Consider the following 20127-nt stretch of genomic DNA (forward strand, 5'->3'; position numbering starts at 1 on the left):
CAATGTCGGACGCGTCATCTTCGCGCACCGCCGTGATAATGATTTCCCGAATCGCCGGAGCAACTTCCACCTCGCCGCCAGCTATACGTTCAATTGCGTCTGCAATGCCCACCAAATTACTTGCAGCAGCATTTTGATGATGCCGAACCAATTCGAGATTGCGTGACCGACATTACGTACATTCGGACGCACGACGGCTGACTGATTCTGGCTGCCGTCATTGATTTGTTTTCACATCAGGTGGTTGGTCTATGCAGTCGCGTAAGGATCGTCATGATGACCTGCCACAGAAATTTGTAGCCAATTTCAAGGTTAGTCTTCTGGTTCAAGCACTCTGATTTTGCCATCGTTGCCGGCCTACTGAGGCCGGTGCCTGATTGCCGAGCGCAGAATGCGGTCGCTCGTTGTTATAAAACTGCCGCCACTTCTCGATCACGATCTTCGCTTCGCGGCGGTTCACAAACCATTCCCGGTTCAGGCACTGGTCGCGCAGCTTACCGTTAAAACTTTTCACAAACCCGTTCTGCCAGGGGCTGCCGGGCTTGATATAGGCCGGACCAACATTCTGGTCTCGCAGCCACTTCATCACCGCCGTCGCTGTAAATTCCGCGCCGTTGTCGGACCGAATAAAGGCTGGCTTGCCATACAGCCGCATCAACCGTGACAGCGTCAGAATCACATCCTGGTTACGCAGCGACTTGCCAACTTCAATGGCCAGACATTCCCGCGTATGCTCATCCAGCACGCACAGCATCTTCAAAGTGCCGCCATTGGCCAGCCGGTCATGCACAAAGTCATATGACCAAACGCTGTTGGGCTGCGTGGCACCGGGAATGCGAATATCGGTGCCACAGCGCCGCTTTCTGGGCCGGCGCTTGGGCAGATTCAGTCCCAGAATGGCCCATAGGCGCCATACCCGCCCAATGCTCTGGTCGGTCATGACCGCAATGCGCCGATAGCCAAAGCGCGGATAGCGACCAGACGCCTCAATGAGCTGCCCACCCAATTCCTTGTCCTTCGCTGGCTGCCTCAACTCATAACTGGCAATCCGGCGACTCACCCCGGCAATTCGACACGCAGCACGCTCGGACAACCCCTTGGTCTTCAGGATCTCAAGCGCCTCGCGTCTGGCCACCGGGGTCACCATTTTTTTGTGGCAATCTCCTTCAAGCCTTCAATGGCCAGCATCTGCTCGGCCACGATCTTCTTGAGCCGCGCGTTCTCCGATTCCAGGTCCTTGAGCTTGCGGGCATCGGACACGGTAATGTCGCCATATTTGTTGCGCCAGCGAAAAACGTCTGCTCAGTGATGTTGTGCTTGCGGCAGATGTCCCGGATCACCGCACCATCGACTTCGGCCTCCCGCAGGACACCAATGATTTGTTCTTCTGTGAATCACTTCTGCATGTATGCCTCCATGTCAAAATTAACATGAAACTTCCCCGGCGGGTGGCTACACGATTCTTAGCAGGTCAATGAGCTGCACTTAAATGCTCTGCAGATGCAGAGTTGGTGGCGACAGGTCAAGAAAACGGTGACTGTGCATTCTGATCGGAGCAGTCGGTTCAGCTAGTACGAACAGCAGAATTTCATGAAGGCTCACAACTTGAGAACGAGTATGAGCCGACCCACAAGAACTGCGTGACCCGCGAATACTTCGGATGCGTCCTGCGGCATTGGTCGCGCAAGTCCACGCACTGGGCCAGCACGCCGTTGTGCTGCCGGTGTTCGTAGACGATGACAGCGGAGATGTCACGCACCGTCATGTCCTGGAAGCCACGGCTGTTAATGCGCCGGGCAAGGATGGCCAAAGGGTCTTGCAGAGTGAGCAGGCAGCGGGAAAAGCCGCCGTCACTGCCGGTGGCAGTGGCGGCGGTGAGGATGGCCAGCCGGGCCGGCAGGCCGATGAAGTCCTTCAGTTCAAGGGAGGCGTTATCGGACAGGCAGGAGAGGGTGTAGGTGAAGCCGGTGGACAGGGCTTCGGTGCCGGTCAAAAATTGCCCTTGTCAGAAAAAAGCGTCGACTTCCAAACTATGAAATGAGTTCTAGTTCAGCACTCCGCAGAGGGATCGCCATTTCGCACGCAAACTGAGCGGATACGGAGGATGGTGATGAGCGCGCCAGTATTCCATCGGCAGCAAATGGCAAGTGCTTACTAGCGCCGGAGGGCGCACAGTTTTGTCCAGTAACGCAGACTTAGCCCTGTATTCGACGGTGCTCTTCGCCGGCCCATGTCAGCCAGCCAGCACCCGCAGATCCATCACGGCGTCTTGTCCAAACCCTTCGCCGAGCAGGTAGGCGACCAGGCGCACCGCGCATTCCGCTGGGCTCGTCAGGGCGCCGCTGCGCTTGAGTTCGTCGAAGCGCTCGCGAATCGGGAACCGTTCCAGCGGTGTGGCGCGGATGTCGGCCTGCATGTCGGTATCGATGACGCCGGGGGCAAGGCTGGCGATACGCAGTCCAGGTACCTGGTCGAGCGTGGCCGCACGTGCATGATGGTCGAGCGCCGCCTTTGTCGCGCAGTAGACGCTCCAGCCAGGATAGGCGTTGCGCGCCGCGCCGCTGGAGATGTGCAGGATGCGGGTGTCTCTCATGCCAGCGGCGGCCACTGCGCCGGCAAGCATCAGCGGCGCCGCAACATTCAGCGCCACAGCCCGTGCGATCGTCGCCGGGTCCTGCGCCGGAAGAGGGCCGACCGGCTGCACGATGCCGGCATTGTTGATGAGGAGAACGGTATCGCCGCCGGCCAGAAAGCGGCGCATCGCATCGCCGGCGAGCCATTGCGAAAGCGCCGCCGTATCGGATAGATCGACCGCATGCTGTTCAAGCAGGGACGGAAATCGTTGGCCGAGCGCGTCGTTGGTCGCGCGGGCCAGTCCCAATACGGGAATGTTCCGCGCCAGGAGGTTTTCCGCGATCGCGGCGCCGAGGCCGCGGGTATGTCCTGTCAAAATGGCTTTCATGGTTTGCTCCAATAGTTGCTTGAAATACTGGCCTGGCATTGTCACAGGCCGCGGGAATCGATGCGGACCAAGGAAGTTCTCCTGGTCGCATATCGGATCAGCCCCTGACGGTGACCACCAGCCGCGCATCCTCAAGCGCCGCCGTGCGGTGAAAGGTGATGGCCTGGTAGTCCGGCGACATCAACATGGAGAGGAAGGCGTCGCGGGACGGATATTGCACCAGCAGGACCTCATCCCAGCTTTCGTCCGGCGGAGCAATGAAGGCGTGCTTTCCCTCGCCTTGCCAGATGACCTTGCCGCCCACCCGGTCGAGATGCGGCTGAATCTGCCTGCCGTACTCCGCATAGGCCTCTCGGCCGGTGCGCGCCGGCTCTGCCTTGTCGGCAGGGTAGACGGCCTGATCGCGGAAGCGCAGCAGGTTGAGCATGACCACCGGAACGTCGGACGGCACCTTGGCGACCAACTGCTTAACACTGTCGGATGTGGGATCGACGGAACGGGACATCGGAATCTCCTGGATTGATGCTCATCAACAATACTTGCGACACACCGGTTCAATAGCACGACCGTGCGGAACTCCGAGTATCGCAGATATCTCTTATCTGCAAGCCATTGCAAACCGCAGCAAGCGAGCGGATCGACAGGCAAGCACAAAACGCACATACAAAATACAGCGATAAAAATAATTCAGGAGGAGACGGTCATGAGACAACCTGCATCGCAGCGCATGGCGTGCTGCTCTGCGCCGGGCGCCTCGCCAGGCGCGCCAAAGCCGTTCATTCCCATACCCTCCCGCATTCCCGACCGTTAGTACCCCACACCCGTACCAGCAGCGCGGACGCCGTCCCGCGTGCCGGCATGCCGGCCGACGGCAACGACAATCAAGTTCATCCCCACCAAAGGAGACCGTTGTGAGAGACAAACCCTTCGTTCCATCGATAAGGACGACGCTGTGCGCGTCCGCCATCGTCCTGCTGGCCGGCTGCAGCGGCGGCGATGCCAATGTCGGATCCATCAAGACGATGTCCGGCGGGGTGCTCGGCATACTCGATCCGCTGTTGCCGGCGGAAGATCTGGGTGGCGCCGATACGCCGGCGGTCGATCATAGCGGGCGCTCACTTTACAGCGGTCCCGCGCCGCGTCCCGGCCCGGACATCCTGTACGCCGCACCGCCGCGCGCACCGCAACTCGAGAACACCGGCATCTGGCGCGCCCGGCCCATCCTCGTCTCCGGCGCCAGCGCCTACCGGCGTGGTGAATTCCTGTACCAGGATTTCCTGTACGACGACCGCGGCGCGAACGCGAACATTCATGATCCTGCCGATGCGCGCCGCACCGCAGAGAACTTCTCTCGCGCCAACGGCACTTACACCTATCCGACCGATCCCGTCTATGCGGGCAACGCCGCCGACATCGTTGAGCTGCGCATCAAGCCGCAGTCGAACTTCACCGCCTTCCGCGTCACGATGAACAGCCTGATCGATGCGGAGCGGGTCGGCTTCACCATCGCACTGGGCGACTCGGCAACGGCAAGGCCATTCCCCTTCGGCGCCAACGTATCCGCGCCGGCACAGTACTTCCTCACGGTGCACGGCAACCAGGCGGTGCTCGCCAATGCAGCCGACGGCAGCGTAGTGACGCCGGCGCCGACCGTGACGGTCGACCTGGCACGACGCCAGTTTGAAGTGCGGGTATCCACCGCCGCCTGGAATCCGGGACGCGGCGTGGTGCGCGTCGCCGCCGGCGCCGGCCTGTGGGACACCGCAAACAATCGCTACCTGCTGCCCAGCCTGAGCGCGTCCGCCACTACGCCGGGCGGCTCGGGGACGCTAACTGCGCCACCGGCGTTCTTCAATGTCGCCTTCCGCTTCAACGAGCCCATGCTCGGGCCGGGCCAGACCTTGTCCGGCACATCATACTGGCGCGAAAACGCGCAGTCCAAGGCATTGGCATCGGGCGACATCAGCGGCTTCTTCGCGCGGGTGGATTTCTCGAAGCTGGCGAGTAATGCCAACGACGACATGCCCGGGCAGCCGCAAGGCGTGCCGCAAACCGGCCCGATCAACCGCATCTTCGCCAGCGCGGTGGAAACCAAGCAGGGCGTTGACTTCTCGGTGCGCTGCGGCAGTGCGCCCACCTGCAAGGGCGAGTACCGCGGACAATTGCAGCCCTACACCGTGTACGTGCCGGTCAAGCCGATGCCTGCCGACGGCTATGGCCTGACATTGCTGCTGCACTCGCTCGGCGGCAATCACAACCAGTACACCGCGTCGCGCAACCAGTCGCAGCTCGGCGAGCGCGGCCGCGGCCATATCGTCGCCACCGCGCTCGGACGCGGGCCGGATGGCTGGTATGTGGATGACGCGGCTGCCGACACCTTTGAAATGTGGGCCGATATCGCGCGCAACTATCCGCTCAATCCGGCGATGACATCGATCAGCGGTTATTCGATGGGTGGCCATGCGACCTACAAGTTCGGCACCCGCTATCCGGACCTTTTCGCCAGGGCGCATGCCGTGGTCGGCCCGCCGGCGCTCGGCATCTGGGCGCCGCCGCTCGAACCGACCGGCGGCGATGCAACCAACACCTACCACCTGCTTCCCGGGCTGCGCAACATTCCGATCATGATGTGGGTGCAGGCCGCCGATGAACTGGTGCCGTACACAGGCACCCGCACGCAGGCGCAGCGGCTCGATGAACTCGGCTACCGCTACCGTTTCGATACCTTCACCACCGGCGAACACCTGACGCTGGCGCTGCACGACCAGTACCAGGACAGCGCTGATTTCCTCGGCGATGCGCTGGTTGACCGCAATCCGGCACGGGTGACGTACGTCGCCAATCCGGCGATGGATGTGCCCCAGCGCGGACTGGTGGGCAACCATGCGTACTGGCTGTCCGGCATCTCGGTGCGCGATGCGAATGCCGCGTCACGGGGCAGCATCGATGCGAAGTCGCATGCATTCGGCCAGGGGGATGCGCCGGTGTCGGCAACCCAGACCGGCGCGGGTGTCGTTACCGGCAATCTCGGCGTGCAGGCCTACGTCAGCCAGTTCCGGACCTGGGGCTTGCCGGTAGTCGCACCGCGGGCGAACCGCCTGGATATCGTCGCGCGCAATGTCGGTGCGGTAACGGTCAACGTGCAGCGGGCAAGGCTCGGGTGCGATGCCGAGCTGATGGTCGACTCCGACGGGCCGCTGGCAGTGACGCTGGCAGGTTGCAATCGGACCGTGCAATACCCGTAAAGCAGCGCCTGCAAACACTTGCGGAGCGGCATCGAAGGGACATGATGCGGATTGCATGATGTTCATAAATTTCGAACTTTCGTGTCGTTCCGCTATCGCATTAAGGAGGGCTGCGGAAACGCTCCTCCCCGGTTTACTTGAAATGGAGAAATGGTATGTCCAATCTGAAGAGAAGTTCGAAAGAGGATGAGCAGCAGGAGCCGAAAGACCGTTCATCCCACGGCGAGAATTCGGCATCGGTAACACCAAAGGACGTGGCGCCCCAGGATGCGGCATCGCGCGATGTCGTCAAGCGCAAGCTCGATTCGTCCGACCCGGAGGAAAAGGAACAGGAGCTGCTGGACGATGCCGTTGAACTGACCTTTCCGGCCAGCGACCCGCTTGCAGTGACCGGCGGCACGACGAGGATTGAGGTGCCGAAGGAGCGGTGAAGCGTTTTTGCTTTTGACGGGTTTGGATTTTATGCCGATCTATATGCCGGGAGTCCGGAGAAGCGTTCGGCAAAAATCGCAGGCAAGTTTTCAATGAAAGCGTTGCCTGCATCTTCTCTATAAAGTTCCTTTCCCCATCTAGGGGGAAGGGGCTTCACAGTGCCGTGAATTGCGCACGGTCCTATTTCCATCTCCCGTTGCGCATTACGGGCTGCACTCCATCTGCCATGACGATCCCCCGCGACCCCACTCTCGACAACTCCCTCGCACTTCTGCGCGAAGGCTACACCTTCATCGGCAATCGCTGCCAGCGTTACCGGACCGATGCCTTCGAAACCCGCCTGATGCTGCGCAACGCCGTTTGCGCTGTTGGCGAAGACGCGGCGAAGATGTTCTATCACCCCGGCCGCTTCACCCGCAAGATGGCGATGCCGCCGACGGCCGCGATGCTGCTGCAGGACATGGGCAGCGCGATGATGCGCGACGGCGAGGCGCACCGGGTACGCAAGCAAATGTTCCTGTCGGTGCTGATGCCCGAGAGCGTGCAGCGCCTGGTGTCGATCGCCGAGCGGCATTGGCTTGCGCGCATCGATGACTGGCGGGGCAGGGACCATGTGGTACTGCAGGAGGAAGCCGAGCGCATCCTGTGCGCCGCGGTATGCGAATGGGCCGGCGTGCCGCTGACCGAGGCGGGCGCGGCGCAGCGCACGCTTGAGTTCGCGATGATGATCGACGGCGCGGGAAGCGTCGGTCCGCGAAGCTGGAAGGCGATGATGCTCCGCTCCCGAAACGAGGACTGGATGCGCAGCGTGGTGGAGTCGGTGCGCGCCGGTCATTTCTCCGTTCCGCCCGGTTGCGCGATCGATGCGGTGGTCTCCCACCGGGATGCCGACGGATCGTTGCTGGATACGAAGGTGGCGGCGGTCGAAATCATCAACCTGCTGCGTCCCACGGTCGCAGTGGCGCGCTACATCACCTTCTCCGCGCTGGCATTGCACGACCATCCCGAATCGCGCGAATGGCTCGCTTCAGGCGACGAGGACGCGCTTGAATGCTTCGTGCAGGAAGTGCGCCGTTTCTATCCCTTCTTTCCGCTCATCGGCGGCAATGTGATCGAACCGTTCGACTGGCGCGGCCGTCACTTCGCGAAAGGCGATTGGGTATTGCTGGACATGTTCGGCACCAATCACGATCCCCGCATCTGGGAGGCACCGCATCAATTCCGTCCCGAGCGATTTCGCCGCTGGAACGGCAGTGCCTACAACTTCATTCCTCAGGGCGGCGGCGATGTGCGTACCACGCACCGGTGCCCGGGCGAAACCACCACCATCGAGCTGACGAAGATGGCAGTCAGGATGCTAACCACGTTGATGCGCTATCAGGTGCCGCAGCAGAATTTGCGCATCAGCCTGTCGCGGATGCCGGCGATACCGGCCAGCCGCTTCATCATCAGCAATGTCGAGCGCATGGCTTCGGCATCTCAACCACCAACAGCCACCCGCGCCGCCGCAAGGTCCCATACCGCGTGACCGACGGTTTTAAGGACCGGTACCGGCGACTTGATCGTGATTCCATTCCGGATGATGCTTGCCAGATCACGCGCCTTATTCCAATCGATGTTCGCCCGCAGCAGATCGCCGGCCTCGTGCCGCGCACCGGCGAGGTGATCGACCACCACGCCGCGCGCATGCAGCAGTCCGGCGGGAATCTCCGCCATCTCCGGCTTGAATGCGCCTACCCCGATTGCCATCGTGGACGGCGGCAACTGCTCCGGGATCACCGGCATGGTGGAAGTCGTCAATGCAATGAGCACATCCACCTCCTGCGATCGTGCTGCAATGGCGTTCGCATCGATCGGTGAGGCCAACGCCTGCGGATATCGCAGCCGCAGCGCATCGCAAAACGCCCGTGCCTGTTGCTCGTTGCGGCTTGCCACATACAACCGTGACACACCGAAGAACTCGATGAGTGCATCGGCATGTGCCGCCGCCTGCACGCCGCTGCCAATCAGCAGGGCGGAAGCCGGCGGCGCAGGAGCAAGCAATTGGATGCCCAGCAGGGTTACCGCTGCTGTGCGTCGTGCGGTCACGGTCGGACCATCGAGGATCGCACGCCGTTGTCCCGTCTTGCTGTCGAACACAATCACTTCTCCCTGTATTGCAGGGAGTCCATGGCGTGCATTGTCGCCATGCACGGTGATCAGTTTCGTTACGCCAATGTCCGGCGCGATGGCCGGCATCGCGAGCAGTACGCCGCCGCCTTCGATCGGCACTACCTGCCGTTCGGGTGCGGCAATGCGGCCGTCCGCATATTCCTGCGCTGCTTGCGCAACTGCCGGAACCAGTCTGGTATAGGGGAGCGAATGCGCGGTCCGCGCAGCATCGTAGATATGCATGTTGAAAAAATAAAATTGATCGGATGACGGTAAGTATTAAGTTGCAGCGGTGAAGCAGCATTCTTATACCACTTGCAACATGCAGGAACTAATCATGCATTTTTGACTTCATACAAGCCCTTGCGATTTTATTACCGGCCTGTATTGCATCTGCGCTATTTACTCTGTGACGTTTCACTGCTGCATGCAGGTTTGCGCAAACGAGCTTTGCATTTACGAGTCGCAACGTTGCTTGCAAAAACTGCAGGCGATACACGAGCAGAGATAAAAGTAAAACATAGTGGCGCAGAAAATGCCGGCGGCAAAATCCCACCGTTTTTCAATCGACTTGAAAAAGGAATTGCATGATGAAGACAACTACGAATAACGACTCCGGAATGCTGACCGGTCTCTTCCGCGATAGGGACAGCGCTGAACGCGCGTATCGAGGCCTTTCCGATCGCGGCTATACCCACGATGATATCAATGTCGTCATGTCCGATGAAACTCGGAAGCGGCATTTTTCCGATGGCTCGACGACCGAACTCGGCAACAAGGCTGCTGAAGGTGCCGGCATCGGCGGTGCGGTCGGCGGTACGCTGGGCGCAGTCATTGCCGCCATCACTGCTACCGGCGCCAGCCTGGTCATACCGGGCGTGGGCCTGGTCGTCGCCGGCCCTCTGGCCGCTGCGGCGGCCGGCGCAGGCGCAGGCGCCGCAACCGGCGGCCTGCTCGGTGCACTGGTCGGATGGGGCATTCCCGAAGAGCGCGTGAAGCATTATGAAAGCGGCCTCAAGGAAGGCGGCATTCTGATGGGCGTGAAGCCGCGTTCCGACGAAGATGCCGCTTACCTGCACCAACACTGGCGCAGCAGCAACGGCGAACATATCTATGGTCCAGGCGCCAGTACGGACACCATGGGCACCGGCGGCGGACATACCGTGGTCGGCGTGTACGACAACTACACCGATGCGGACAACACGGTCCAGGCACTTCTCGCAGCAGGATTCGCGCGCTCCAGCGTGCAGATGAATCCGGAAAACGAATCGGCAACGGACACCGCGTCAACCACGACCACGACCGACACTTCCCACAGCTCGGGCGGCATCGGCGGATTCTTCCGCTCGCTGTTCGGCGGCGACGATCAAAAGGAACATCACGACGTCTATGCGGAATCGGTGCGCCGCGGCAGCTACGTGGTGACGGTGGATGCCGCAACCGATGACGACGCCGACCGTGCATCCGACATCATGGCACGTCACAACGCGGTCGATATCGACGAACGAGCAAGCCATTGGAAGCAGCAGGGCTGGTCGGGCTACGATGCCAGCGCCCCGCGATATTCCGCCGATCAGATCACAACCGAACGCAGCGCCTATACGCAGGCAAAACCGGCAGCCACTACCCAGGGCGAGACGCGCATTCCGGTCATCCAGGAGGAATTGGCGGTCGGCAAGCGGCAAGTACAGCGCGGCGGCGTGCGGGTATTCCGCCGCATGACGGAGCGGCCTGTCAATGAGGCGGTGACCCTGCGCGAAGAGCATGTCAACATCGAGCGTCATGCCGTCGATAAACCGGCAACGGCAGCCGACCTGGCGGCCTTCAAGGAAGGCACGATCGAGCTGCGCGAAAGCGCCGAAGAAGCGGTCGTATCCAAGACGGCACGGGTGGTCGAGGAAGTCGTGGTGGGCAAGGAAGTGTCGCAGCGTACCGAGCAGATCAGCGATACGGTGCGCAGGACCGAGGTCGAGGTCGAGCAGCTCGGCGCGACGGGAACGGCAGGTGTAACCGGCACAACCCGCAGCACGCTCGACGACGACAGCGATTTCCGTAGCCACTGGCAGACTGCTTATGGTTCATCGGGCGGCCGTTATGAGGACTATGATGCCGCATACCGTTACGGGTCGACGGCAGCCGGCAGCGGCCGCTATCAGAATGCCCAGTGGTCCGATGTGGAACCGCAATTGCGCAGCGACTGGGAGTCCAACCATCCCGGAAGCACGTGGGACAAGGTGAAGGATGCGGTCCGGTACGGCGCTGAACGCGTTGGCGGAAACCGCCGTCACTGATTGATCGGGTGACAGGGCCGGTGGCGTGAGCCGCCGGCTCGCTGACGATTTTTGTGGAAAGCCAGTCTCAGAAATGGGCTGGCTTTTTTACAAACGACTGCAGGAGATAGCAGAAATGGCCATTGATTTGATCAAATCGCTTGTTCAGTCTCACACTATGCCACCTTCGCTCTTTCAGGGGAGGACACTTTACGCTTACGAATAGGACCTGATCTTCCTACCGCACAAAAAGCACCACGAGCGAAACTACCGTCGCCACTGCGAACACGCCCGCCGCGCCGGCCATCAACCGCATTTTCGAGCGCAGTTCTCCGGTCGTCTTGATGAGCTGCGCATTCTGATCCGCCAGCGCCGTGATCAATTCGGCGGATGACACCATCTCCTGTTGCAAGGTGCTTACCTTGTTTTCGAGAAAAGCGATGCGGCTGTCCATGGCCTGCAATGCCTGCAGTTCCGGCGATAACGTTTGCACGGTCTCGACCGGAGCCGGTGCCGGTTCCGCTTCTTCCTTTGCAACCGACTTCCATAATTTTTTCGCGCTGTCCGCGACGAAGGGGGCGTTCTTGACGACGTCCGCCCAAGGGACCAGCTTCAGTGCCGAAATCCAGTTAGTTGCCATTGAATCACCTGTCTCCAAATTGTCCGGATGCCATGTTGATGAGATGCCCGGCGGGTTCCGATCGTTCGCGTGCGGATATGCTTGTGTTATCCCGCGCAAAAGCGGCGCAATACGCGACGAACATCAGCAAGCTGCCAGTGACGAGCAGGAAGCGATCGAATGTACCTGCATGCAGTCCTGCCTCAGACATGCAGCCGATGCCGCAGAATATCAAGCCCATCAAAAAACATCCCCATGTCTGCAGTGAGACGGGCAGGTAGTGCTTATCCATTATGTTTCCGCAGTTCAAAGTTCTATAGAGAAACTCAAGCCGCTTTGGTTCCACATTCCGGAAGACGCTGCACGGTATCAGGCTTCCTGACAATGCAATAGAGATCATGCCGGATACAGGCCGCGCATGCGAGCAAATACGCGCACCAGTCCCAGCAGGCTATCGATGGTCGGCGTTGCCACATCGGCCATTTTCCCGATTTCCTGCACTGCGGTCACAAGCGCATCGATCTCCAGCGCCTTCCCGGCTTCAGCATCCTGCAGCATCGATGTCTTGAAGGCGCCAAGCTTGCGCGTGACCGCCATCCGGTCCTCGCCGCTCTGCGTAATGGGGCAACCGATCTTCGAGCCGATGTCGGCCGCTTCACGCATCGCGGCAAGACAGAAATCGCGCACCAGCGGATCATCGAGCAGCCGGTCGCAGGTGGCGCCGGTGATTGCCGACAAGGGGTTCATCGTCATGTTGCCCCACAGCTTGTACCAGATATCGGTACGGATATCCGTACTCGCCTCGACGTCGAAACCGGCATCGCGCAACAGCATGGCCAATCGGTCCAGCCGCGCCGACATGCCGCCGGCAGGCTCGCCGACGATCAGGCGATTACCGAAGCCGGGATGCACCAGGCCGGGCTCCGGGCTGGTGCTGGACAGATGCACCACGCAGCCGATCACCTGCCTTGTTGGTATGGTCTTCAGCAACGTGCCATCCGGATCCAGCGACGCCAGCCGGGTACCGGCAAAGGGCAGCGCAGGATGATCGAAAAACCACCATGGCACGCCGTTCATCGCGGTGACGACCAGGGTATCGGGCCCCACCAGCGGCGCAATGCGTGCCGCCACATCCGCCAGGGCGGTTGCCTTGACGGCGACGATCACCACATCCTGCACGCCGAGCGCCGCCGGATCTTCTTCCGCGGGCACCGGCACGGCCAGCAAGCGGTCGGCAGTCTGCAAGCGCATGCCCTGAGACCGCAATGCCGCCAGCGTGGCGCCGCGCGCGATCACGCTGACGTCGGCCCGCGTGCCGCCATCGGTCGCGGCAAGCCGCGCCGCCATCAATCCGCCGACCGCACCGGCCCCATATACCGCAATCTTCATTCAAAACTCCGCATGTAAGTATCTCTTCAGGATAAGGGAAAGCCGCTGAACTCCCAAGTTCATCAACGGCCTGTACAGTCGCGCCGTCATTTGGTTCGGCGCGTTGCAGGACTGGCCGGAGAGTCTTCCGGCCCGAGGCGCTCCAGTACGAAATCAATGAAGGTCGTGAGCTTCGGCGTCGCCTGCCGGTCGCGCGGATAGATCAGGTGCATCGGGCGTGGCGGCGGCACATACGCTTCGAGCAGCGACACCAGCCTGCCTGCCTCGACGTCATCGCCCAGCAATACCTCCGACTGCATCACCACGCCATAGCCTCGCAGCGCCGCCATTCTCAGGGCCTGTCCATTGTTGGAGCGAAAGCGGCTGGCCGGAAACTCGGACGCATCGCCTTCTTCACCATTCAGTTTCCAGCGCACCCGCTTGTTCCAGTGGCTGTAATCGAGGCATTGATGCGACGCGAGGTCACGCGGCGTCTTCGGGATGCCGGCGCGTTCGAGATAGGCGGGCGATGCGCAGATCAGCATCCTGTACGGCATCAGCGGCCGCGCCACCATGCCGGAATCGTCCAGCTCGCCGATTCGAATGGCGGCATCGAAGCCTTCTTCGATCAGGTCAACCACCCGGTCGTTCAGTTGCAGATCGAGGCTGACTTCAGGATGCAAAGTGAGGTAGTCGGTCAGGGCAGGGGCGAGCCACTGGGTACCGAAGGACACCGGCGCATTGACTTTGAGTACGCCGCGCGGCGCGGTGCGCATTGCTTCCGCGCCGGATTCGGCCGCCCGGATATCGGCCAGGATGAGACGGCAGCGCTCGCAATACCGATGACCGATTTCCGTCAGGCTCTGCCGCCGCGTGGTCCGCGTCAGCAGCCGTGCTCCAAGCCGCTCTTCCAGGCTGCGGATGTGCTTGCCCACCATCACCGGCGAGATGTTGAACGCTTCCGACGCGGCGGTGAAACTGCCCTTGTCGACCACGGCAACAAAGACTTCCATGCTCAGCAGCTTGTCCATGCATTCCAAACCAATGGTTTTAAATGTTGTAAATATTAATGCATTTATTCATGTGGTTGTGGAATCCATAATCGCTTCACTGACACCGCCGCACCATCGCGGCGACGCAGCAAACAGCAACCCAGGAGGCAATATGAACATTATCGTGATCGGCGCCAGCGGCACCATCGGACGGGCGGTCGTCGAGGAACTCGGCGCACGCCATGACATCATCGAAGTCGGCAGGACCAGTGGCCGGCACCAGGTCGATATCACCAGCATCGCCAGCGTGCAAAGCTTGTTCGAGCGCGTCGGCAAGGCCGATGCGGTGGTGGTCGCCGCCGGCAACCTGCATTTCGGGCCGCTGTCCGAAATGACACCGGCGCAGTTCGGTATCGGCCTGCAGGACAAGCTGATGGGTCAGGTGAATGTGGCGTTGACCGCCCAGCACTACCTGAACGACGGCGGCTCGATCACGCTTACCAGCGGCATCGTCGCCGACGATCCGATCCGCTACGGTGTCAATGCGACCGCCGTCAACGCGGCGGTGGAAGGTTTTGCACGCGCCGCCGCGCTGGAGCTGTCGCGCGGCATGCGCATCAACGTGGTCAATCCGTCGGTGCTGCAGGAATCGATGGCGGCGTACGGCCCGTATTTCCATGGTTTCGAACCGGTGCCGGCCCGCCGGGTCGCGTTGGGATATGTGAAGAGCGTGGATGGTTTGCAGACGGGGCAGGTGATCCGGGTCTGGTAGGCATGATCAGGCGCTACCATCCCGGATGGGAATTGTGGCTCAAACCCGCTGAATGCAGCGGGCCAGGCGGCGGCACCGGCTAACGCCGTGCTCGCGGCCGGAGCGGAAACCGCGCCGAACGGGCAGACCACCCGCGGCGATTCGTCAACGTCTGGTTGCTCAGCCGGCATTCCGCTCCGCTTCATATCCCGCATACGAGTGCTTCAGCGTCGCATGGTTGAGCAGCATCTCCGCCTTGATGCGCTGTCCCGCTTCGTCGTAAATGCGGGTGCGTACCCAGTAGGATTCGGTGCGCTTGCTCTCCGACAGGGCGACGATCTCGCGCCGGATCAAGTAATTCTCACCGACAAACAGCGGTCCGTCGACCATGCGGATCTCCTGGTCGGCGAAGAGGCCGACGACAGGGTGCTTCACCGGAAACCTGGCCAATGGGCTGGTGTACTCGGCGAGCACGCTCACCATCTCCAGCGGAATGATCGCCCGACCCCACGGCGACGATGCGCCGTCGGCATACCAAGGCGAAGTTTCGGTAATGCGTTGCAGTTTCTGCGCGAGCGAAAACGGATAGAGCTTGCCCATGTGCTGATCGGCGTCCATGCGCACCAGCTCATCCTGCGCACCGGTCATGCCAACATGCAGGTCCGACAGGATCACCAGCTTTTCCGGCGGGCGCAGTTGCGCCATGCGTTGCTCCAGCAGGGTCGTTCCATGATCCGGACCGAGGCTGGCGCTGGCTTCGAGCACCGGCGTGCCGTCGGCTTTCTCGGCCCATGCCCGCGCACGCGTGGCGCCCGGCGCGGGCAGTTCGACGAAGGCACGCACCGATTCACCCTCGACCACCATGTTCTGAAAATGCGAGGAGAAGCAGCCGCGCTCGAACCAGGCATTGCCCCACAGGTGCGCCAGCAGCGGAACGAACTGGCTGAAGTGGGTTGGTCCTTCGATTGGCCCGGCGCGAAAGCCGAGCTTCTCGGCCATGGCGTCGTCATGGATGGAGGTATGGCCGCTGTATTCCTGTTCGGCCAGCATCTGGCGCGGCTGGCGTAAGGGGCCGCAGAGGGAGAGGGAGGTCTGGAAGGTCATAGTGTGGAAATTATGTTGATATCACTGTCTCTCGGAACACCTCGGTAAGGTTCCCTCCCCCTCGTAGGGGGAGGGAACCAGCCAGGGATTGCTCATGAACCAGCAGTATTAATAGCTAGTGTGTAAAAGCGATTACTCGAAATCCGGTTCATCCCACCATGGGAAGAACGGCGGCATGTCGGTCGATACCTTGTTCGGGAAAACCGCCGGGCGCTTTTCCAGGAAGGCGGTGACGCCTTCGCGGGCATCCGCCGATTGGCCGCGTGTCTGGATGGAGCGGCTGTCGATGCGGTGGGCGTACATCGGGTGCGGCGCAGCCGCCATGCGCCACATCATCTGGCGCGCCAGGGCGACCGATACCGGCGCCGTGTTGTCGGCTATCTCGCGGGCGATCGCGTGCGCGGCCGGGAGCAGTTCATCGGGTGCGTGCAGCGAGCGGACCAGTCCGCGCGCCAGTGCCTCGTCGGCATTGAAGATACGGCCGGTCATCGACCATTCGAGCGCGGTCTGCATGCCGACGAGCTGCGGCAGAAACCAGGACGATGCGGCCTCTGGCGTGATGCCGCGCCGTGTGAATACAAAGCCGAAGCGCGCTTCGGTGGATGCCAGGCGGATGTCCATCGGCAGTTGCATCGTCGCGCCGATACCGACCGCCGCTCCGTTGATCGCGCCGATGACCGGCTTCAGGCTTTGATAGATGCGCAGGGTGTTGGTGCCGCCGCCGTCGCGGTAGACATCGCCCACCTTGAGCGATTCCCGCGTGAGATCGCCGGGATTGGCCTTGCGGTCGAACGTCGTGCCGCCCGACGACAGGTCGGCGCCGGCGCAGAAAGCCCTGCCGGCGCCGGTGACGATCACCGCCCGCACATTGTCATCGGCATCGGTCTCGTCGAACAGCGCAATCAGTTCCTCGCGCATCTTCGCGTTGTAGGCATTGAGTTTTTCGGGGCGGTTGAGCGTGATGGTGGCAACGCCCCGGTCTACGCTGTAGAGGGTGGTTTCAAGAGTGGGTAATGGCATGAAAGTCTCCGTACGGTGAAGGATGTCCGCGCCGGCGTCGGCGGCCGGCAGGCATCGCGGTTCTTGTTGTCGATGAGTGAAAGGGCGATTTCAGCCGCCCAGCATTCCCGCCAGGCGCTGGCGGACCAATCCCTCTGCCTCGGCCATGATGCGGTCGATGAGTTCCTTGACGGTGGGCACGTCGCGGATGAGGCCGGCCACCATGCCGCAGGACCATGCGCCGGCGTCCATGTCGCCTTCGAGCATGATGCGCGGATAGACGCCCGCCACCTCGGCGGCGATGTCCTCGAACTTCAGCGAAGTGCCGAGGCTGCGCTCTTTCTCCAGCAGGCGCTCCACCGCGGTGTTGGTGAGCACGCGTTCGGTATTGCGCAGCGGGCGCATGACAAGGCGGGTGTCCAATTCGCTTGCGGCGACGATTGCCTGCTTGACGTTTTCGTGCACCGGTGCTTCCTTCGTGGCGATGAAGCGGGTGCCCATGTTCATGCCTTCCGCGCCCAGCGCCAGCGCCGCCACCAGCGAGCGGCCGTCGGCCATGCCGCCGGAAGCGACGAAAGGAATCTTGAGTTCTTCGGCCGCGCGCGGCAGCAGGATAAAGTTGGGAATGTCGTCTTCGCCCGGATGGCCGCCACATTCGAAACCGTCCACGCTCACTGCGTCGCAGCCGATTGCCTCGGCTTTCAACGCGTGGCGGACCGCGGTGCATTTATGGATCACCTTGACGCCGGCTTCCTTGAGCGCGGGCAGCCACTTCTGCGGATTGTTTCCCGCCGTCTCGACAACCTTCACCCCGCCGTCGATGATGGACTTGATGTAGCCGGGGTAATCCGGCGGCGTTACCGAGGGCAGGAAGGTGAGGTTCACACCGAAGGGCTTGTCCGTCATTTCCCTGCAGCGGCGGATCTCGTCGGCGAGTGCGGCTGGCGTGCGCTGCGTCAGGGCGGTAATGATGCCGAGACCGCCGGCATTGGAGACCGCCGCGGCAAGCTGCGCGTAGCCGACGAAGTGCATGCCGCCCTGGATGATGGGATGCTCGATGCCAAAAAGTTCGGTGATCCTTGTCTTCATAGGTCCTCTAACGAAAATAGTGTTTAAGCGCCTGATGGCAAAGTTGCTGCATGTTTCTGAATGGCGGGTGGTGATGCCCCTGAAGTCTCATCGCACACTACAGCAGCGATGTGCGCCGGGTTCTGCGATTGCGCAGGCAATCGGCCATCGAAAGCGCGGCGGATTTCGGGCCGCGGGATGGCCGGGATCGGGATGCGGAATGTTTCGGTATCATTCCGACAGTAGTTTCTCACTGCGGAATCGAGTTTCATTATCATTTGATCTCAATATAACGTCAACCGCGATTTGGCGCACGTTCCGTTGCAAGACCTCACGCCAGGGTGTGTCGATGCCGACCGCTCGGCAACGGTTATATCGCTTACGGATAAGTTTGCGACCGGAGGAAGCAAGGGGCATTTGCGCTGCAATCTGAAACCGATACGCGGGCAAAGGGTCGGATACGTAACGACTCGCTGTCAACAAACCACATGCATTCAGGCGTTGAACGCCATCAGGAGGGTCATCATGAAAACAGTCCCGCAGTCGCCGGCGGAATGCACGAACATCCTGTTGTCCTTGCTGCCCGAGAAGGATTACCAGGCATTGCTGCCTTACCTCGAATACGTCGAGACGCCGATGCATACCGTTCTCTTCGAACGAAACAAGCCGATCCACTATGCGTATTTCCCTCTGATCGGTGAACACTCCATTCTCGCGACCATGGAGAACGGCGCGGCGGTGGAGGTGGGGACGGTCGGGTTTGAAGGATTTTCCACGGTGGACCTGATACTGGGAAGCGGCATTGCCACCGAGTCGACCGTATGCCAGATCCCGGGCAATGCGCTTCGGCTTCCCGCCGGCGTCTTCAAGGAAATGACCGCCGGTGATACGCCATTGCGCCGTATCACGCTGCGCTATCTCAGCGCCTATCTCAGCCAGGTATCGCAGTCGGTGGCATGCAACCGGCTGCACGCCACCGAACAACGGCTCGCGCGCTGGCTGCTCATGAGCCATGACAGGATGCAACAGCAGGAATTCCAGATCACCCAGGAATATCTGGCAATGATGCTGGGAGTGCATCGGCCCAGCGTCAGTCTTGTCGCTACCACACTGCAGCGGGCAGGCCTGATCGACTACAAGCGCGGACGGGTCAAGATCATCGACCGCGAAGGCCTGGAGGATGCGGCATGCGAATGCTATGGACTCGTCAGAGCGCAGTTCCAGAGGCTGCTGGGAAGCGGTTTCGGGTGAAAGTGAATGGCGTGTCGTTGATGGCGGGCTCGCATCAGGAAAGAAGGGATGTGCGCCGGTGCGATAACCCTGCTGCAGGCCGGCGCGGCCAGAAAAATGGTGTCGCGCTGCCGGTATAGTTGCGATAGTCGTCCCCGTAGGCCGCTTTCAGGCGCGCTTCCTCATGCAGCGAACCGAGCAGGAAGTAAGCGGTGCTGACGAGGTTGAATGTCAGGCGGCGCGTGGTCATGTGCGGCGTCAGCCAGAAGATCGGGATGCCGGAAAAATTCAGTGGATGGCGGCTCCACAGGAAAGGGCCGCTGATGGAAAGGCTGCCGTCGGCGGCGCGCTCCGGTCCCTGTGCGACCGGGCCGGCGGGTATGGTTTCGCCCCGCAAGCCCGCACGCAGATTGTCCAGCCCCGCCAGCCGGCTGATGCCGACCTGGCGCGCGGCGATCACGATGTGCGCGAAGCCGGCCGCCTGTCCGGCCCGCATCGCCAATGCCATCGGGCCATGCGCCCGGTACAGCGTGCGCGCCGGCAGGCGTGCGCCGTAGGCGATCAGTAACCCGAAGGTCGCCACCGACTGGCCCACATAGAACATCCGGTATCCCGCGTCCCTGCGCCGTTCGCCGAACATTTTGCCAGCCAGCCGCTTGCACCTGTCGCTGGCCAATGCGCTGTGCACGAGCGCGAAGGCAATTGTTGCCCATCCGATCTTTGCTGCGGTCTGCATCCATCCTCCATGATTCTTCGCTCATCATGCGTGAAGCAAAAACAGGACCGGCATGGCGATTTCCGCCGGGAGACAAGGGCTCGGCACGGCTTGATCCAATTCAAGTAACGCGTTCCTACCGATGCCCAAGGCTTGCATTTCACACCATTGGTTCCTACGGTATCAGTTGCCATGCAATTTTCGGGACGACAATGCCGACC

General features: G+C 61.4%; 18 protein-coding genes and 1 pseudogene. 7 read left to right on the plus strand and 12 right to left on the minus strand.

From position 1 onward, the window contains the following. Window positions 1–325: 325 nt before the first annotated feature. The 4 genes and pseudogenes from VGU61_RS16280 to VGU61_RS16295 all read right to left on the minus strand — a co-directional run bounded on the left by VGU61_RS16280 (window position 326) and on the right by VGU61_RS16295 (window position 3467). A pseudogene (locus VGU61_RS16280) lies at window positions 326–1379 on the minus strand (IS3 family transposase). A gap of 209 nt (window positions 1380–1588) precedes the next feature. Further along, window positions 1589–1993: a phage late control D family protein gene (locus VGU61_RS16285; RefSeq protein ID WP_326860255.1), complete on the minus strand. Its 405-nt coding sequence runs from the start codon at window positions 1991–1993 to the stop codon at window positions 1589–1591. Window positions 1994–2233: 240 nt separating this feature from the next. Further along, on the minus strand, window positions 2234–2962 hold the full coding sequence (locus tag VGU61_RS16290; RefSeq protein WP_326860256.1) for an SDR family oxidoreductase: 729 nt from the start codon (window positions 2960–2962) through the stop codon (window positions 2234–2236). A gap of 97 nt (window positions 2963–3059) precedes the next feature. Beyond that, the gene (locus tag VGU61_RS16295) at window positions 3060–3467 is read right to left on the minus strand and encodes a DUF1330 domain-containing protein (RefSeq protein ID WP_326860257.1); all 408 of its coding nucleotides are present in this window, start codon (window positions 3465–3467) and stop codon (window positions 3060–3062) included. A gap of 406 nt (window positions 3468–3873) precedes the next feature. Here VGU61_RS16295 and VGU61_RS16300 point away from each other — a divergent pair, with 406 nt between their 5' ends. The 3 genes from VGU61_RS16300 (at window position 3874) to VGU61_RS16310 (ending at window position 8167) form a co-directional block, all read left to right on the plus strand. Further along, window positions 3874–6207, plus strand: a complete 2334-nt coding sequence (locus tag VGU61_RS16300) for an alpha/beta hydrolase-fold protein (protein WP_326860258.1) — start codon at window positions 3874–3876, stop codon at window positions 6205–6207. A gap of 155 nt (window positions 6208–6362) precedes the next feature. Beyond that, window positions 6363–6638 (plus strand): hypothetical protein, encoded by a 276-nt coding sequence (locus VGU61_RS16305; RefSeq protein ID WP_326860259.1) that lies wholly within the window; start codon window positions 6363–6365, stop codon window positions 6636–6638. Window positions 6639–6865: 227 nt separating this feature from the next. Then, window positions 6866–8167, plus strand: coding sequence for a cytochrome P450 (locus VGU61_RS16310; protein ID WP_326860260.1), 1302 nt, complete (start codon window positions 6866–6868; stop codon window positions 8165–8167). On the opposite strand, the gene VGU61_RS16315 is transcribed toward VGU61_RS16310, so the two are convergent. Then, a complete protein-coding gene (locus VGU61_RS16315) occupies window positions 8119–9033 on the minus strand; it encodes a delta(1)-pyrroline-2-carboxylate reductase family protein (protein ID WP_326860261.1) in 915 nt (304 codons plus the stop codon). The two genes, VGU61_RS16310 and VGU61_RS16315, sit on opposite strands and share 49 nt — an antisense overlap. Before the next feature lie 72 nt (window positions 9034–9105). Here VGU61_RS16315 and VGU61_RS16320 point away from each other — a divergent pair, with 72 nt between their 5' ends. Continuing rightward, a complete protein-coding gene (locus VGU61_RS16320) occupies window positions 9106–9381 on the plus strand; it encodes a hypothetical protein (protein ID WP_326860262.1) in 276 nt (91 codons plus the stop codon). Continuing rightward, window positions 9378–11081, plus strand: a complete 1704-nt coding sequence (locus tag VGU61_RS16325) for a YsnF/AvaK domain-containing protein (RefSeq protein ID WP_326860263.1) — start codon at window positions 9378–9380, stop codon at window positions 11079–11081. The genes VGU61_RS16320 and VGU61_RS16325 overlap by 4 nt, the downstream gene beginning before the upstream one ends. Window positions 11082–11298: 217 nt before the next feature. On the opposite strand, the gene VGU61_RS16330 is transcribed toward VGU61_RS16325, so the two are convergent. From VGU61_RS16330 to VGU61_RS16340, 3 genes are all read right to left on the minus strand, one after another. Continuing rightward, window positions 11299–11700, minus strand: coding sequence for a hypothetical protein (locus tag VGU61_RS16330; protein ID WP_326860264.1), 402 nt, complete (start codon window positions 11698–11700; stop codon window positions 11299–11301). A 375-nt stretch (window positions 11701–12075) separates the two neighbouring features. Further along, complete coding sequence (locus VGU61_RS16335) at window positions 12076–13068, minus strand: 2-dehydropantoate 2-reductase (RefSeq protein ID WP_326860265.1); 993 nt, start codon at window positions 13066–13068, stop codon at window positions 12076–12078. 86 nt (window positions 13069–13154) lie between these two features. Next, on the minus strand, window positions 13155–14078 hold the full coding sequence (locus VGU61_RS16340; protein WP_326860266.1) for a LysR family transcriptional regulator: 924 nt from the start codon (window positions 14076–14078) through the stop codon (window positions 13155–13157). A gap of 133 nt (window positions 14079–14211) precedes the next feature. Here VGU61_RS16340 and VGU61_RS16345 point away from each other — a divergent pair, with 133 nt between their 5' ends. After that, window positions 14212–14811: a short chain dehydrogenase gene (locus tag VGU61_RS16345; RefSeq protein WP_326860267.1), complete on the plus strand. Its 600-nt coding sequence runs from the start codon at window positions 14212–14214 to the stop codon at window positions 14809–14811. A gap of 159 nt (window positions 14812–14970) precedes the next feature. Here VGU61_RS16345 and VGU61_RS16350 read toward each other — a convergent pair whose 3' ends face one another. From VGU61_RS16350 to VGU61_RS16360, 3 genes are all read right to left on the minus strand, one after another. Then, window positions 14971–15894, minus strand: coding sequence for a hypothetical protein (locus tag VGU61_RS16350; RefSeq protein WP_326860268.1), 924 nt, complete (start codon window positions 15892–15894; stop codon window positions 14971–14973). Window positions 15895–16026: 132 nt separating this feature from the next. Then, window positions 16027–16914, minus strand: a complete 888-nt coding sequence (locus VGU61_RS16355) for a crotonase/enoyl-CoA hydratase family protein (protein WP_326860269.1) — start codon at window positions 16912–16914, stop codon at window positions 16027–16029. Between the two features lie 90 nt (window positions 16915–17004). Continuing rightward, window positions 17005–17982, minus strand: a complete 978-nt coding sequence (locus tag VGU61_RS16360) for a nitronate monooxygenase family protein (RefSeq protein WP_326860270.1) — start codon at window positions 17980–17982, stop codon at window positions 17005–17007. Between the two features lie 504 nt (window positions 17983–18486). Between VGU61_RS16360 and VGU61_RS16365 the strand changes: the two genes are divergently transcribed. After that, window positions 18487–19212, plus strand: coding sequence for a Crp/Fnr family transcriptional regulator (locus tag VGU61_RS16365; protein WP_326860271.1), 726 nt, complete (start codon window positions 18487–18489; stop codon window positions 19210–19212). A gap of 34 nt (window positions 19213–19246) precedes the next feature. Here VGU61_RS16365 and VGU61_RS16370 read toward each other — a convergent pair whose 3' ends face one another. Further along, window positions 19247–19927, minus strand: a complete 681-nt coding sequence (locus VGU61_RS16370; RefSeq protein WP_326860272.1) for a hypothetical protein — start codon at window positions 19925–19927, stop codon at window positions 19247–19249. Between the last annotated feature and the right edge of the window lie 200 nt (window positions 19928–20127).

This window comes from Noviherbaspirillum sp., from assembly GCF_035944575.1.
Lineage (GTDB): Bacteria > Pseudomonadota > Gammaproteobacteria > Burkholderiales > Burkholderiaceae_D > Noviherbaspirillum.

Excerpts from the sequence above, each read along its gene's own strand:
- VGU61_RS16335 (WP_326860265.1), bottom strand. The coding sequence starts at position 13,068 with ATGAAGATTGCGGTATATGGGGCCGGTGCGGTCGGCGGATTGATGGCG.
- VGU61_RS16370 (WP_326860272.1), bottom strand. The coding sequence starts at position 19,927 with ATGCAGACCGCAGCAAAGATCGGATGGGCAACAATTGCCTTCGCGCTC.
- VGU61_RS16305 (WP_326860259.1), top strand. The coding sequence starts at position 6,363 with ATGTCCAATCTGAAGAGAAGTTCGAAAGAGGATGAGCAGCAGGAGCCG.
- VGU61_RS16350 (WP_326860268.1), bottom strand. The coding sequence starts at position 15,894 with ATGACCTTCCAGACCTCCCTCTCCCTCTGCGGCCCCTTACGCCAGCCG.
- VGU61_RS16365 (WP_326860271.1), top strand. The coding sequence starts at position 18,487 with ATGAAAACAGTCCCGCAGTCGCCGGCGGAATGCACGAACATCCTGTTG.
- VGU61_RS16290 (WP_326860256.1), bottom strand. The coding sequence starts at position 2,962 with ATGAAAGCCATTTTGACAGGACATACCCGCGGCCTCGGCGCCGCGATC.
- VGU61_RS16310 (WP_326860260.1), top strand. The coding sequence starts at position 6,866 with ATGACGATCCCCCGCGACCCCACTCTCGACAACTCCCTCGCACTTCTG.
- VGU61_RS16330 (WP_326860264.1), bottom strand. The coding sequence starts at position 11,700 with ATGGCAACTAACTGGATTTCGGCACTGAAGCTGGTCCCTTGGGCGGAC.
- VGU61_RS16315 (WP_326860261.1), bottom strand. The coding sequence starts at position 9,033 with ATGCATATCTACGATGCTGCGCGGACCGCGCATTCGCTCCCCTATACC.
- VGU61_RS16360 (WP_326860270.1), bottom strand. The coding sequence starts at position 17,982 with ATGAAGACAAGGATCACCGAACTTTTTGGCATCGAGCATCCCATCATC.
- VGU61_RS16340 (WP_326860266.1), bottom strand. The coding sequence starts at position 14,078 with ATGGACAAGCTGCTGAGCATGGAAGTCTTTGTTGCCGTGGTCGACAAG.
- VGU61_RS16355 (WP_326860269.1), bottom strand. The coding sequence starts at position 16,914 with ATGCCATTACCCACTCTTGAAACCACCCTCTACAGCGTAGACCGGGGC.
- VGU61_RS16325 (WP_326860263.1), top strand. The coding sequence starts at position 9,378 with ATGATGAAGACAACTACGAATAACGACTCCGGAATGCTGACCGGTCTC.
- VGU61_RS16345 (WP_326860267.1), top strand. The coding sequence starts at position 14,212 with ATGAACATTATCGTGATCGGCGCCAGCGGCACCATCGGACGGGCGGTC.
- VGU61_RS16295 (WP_326860257.1), bottom strand. The coding sequence starts at position 3,467 with ATGTCCCGTTCCGTCGATCCCACATCCGACAGTGTTAAGCAGTTGGTC.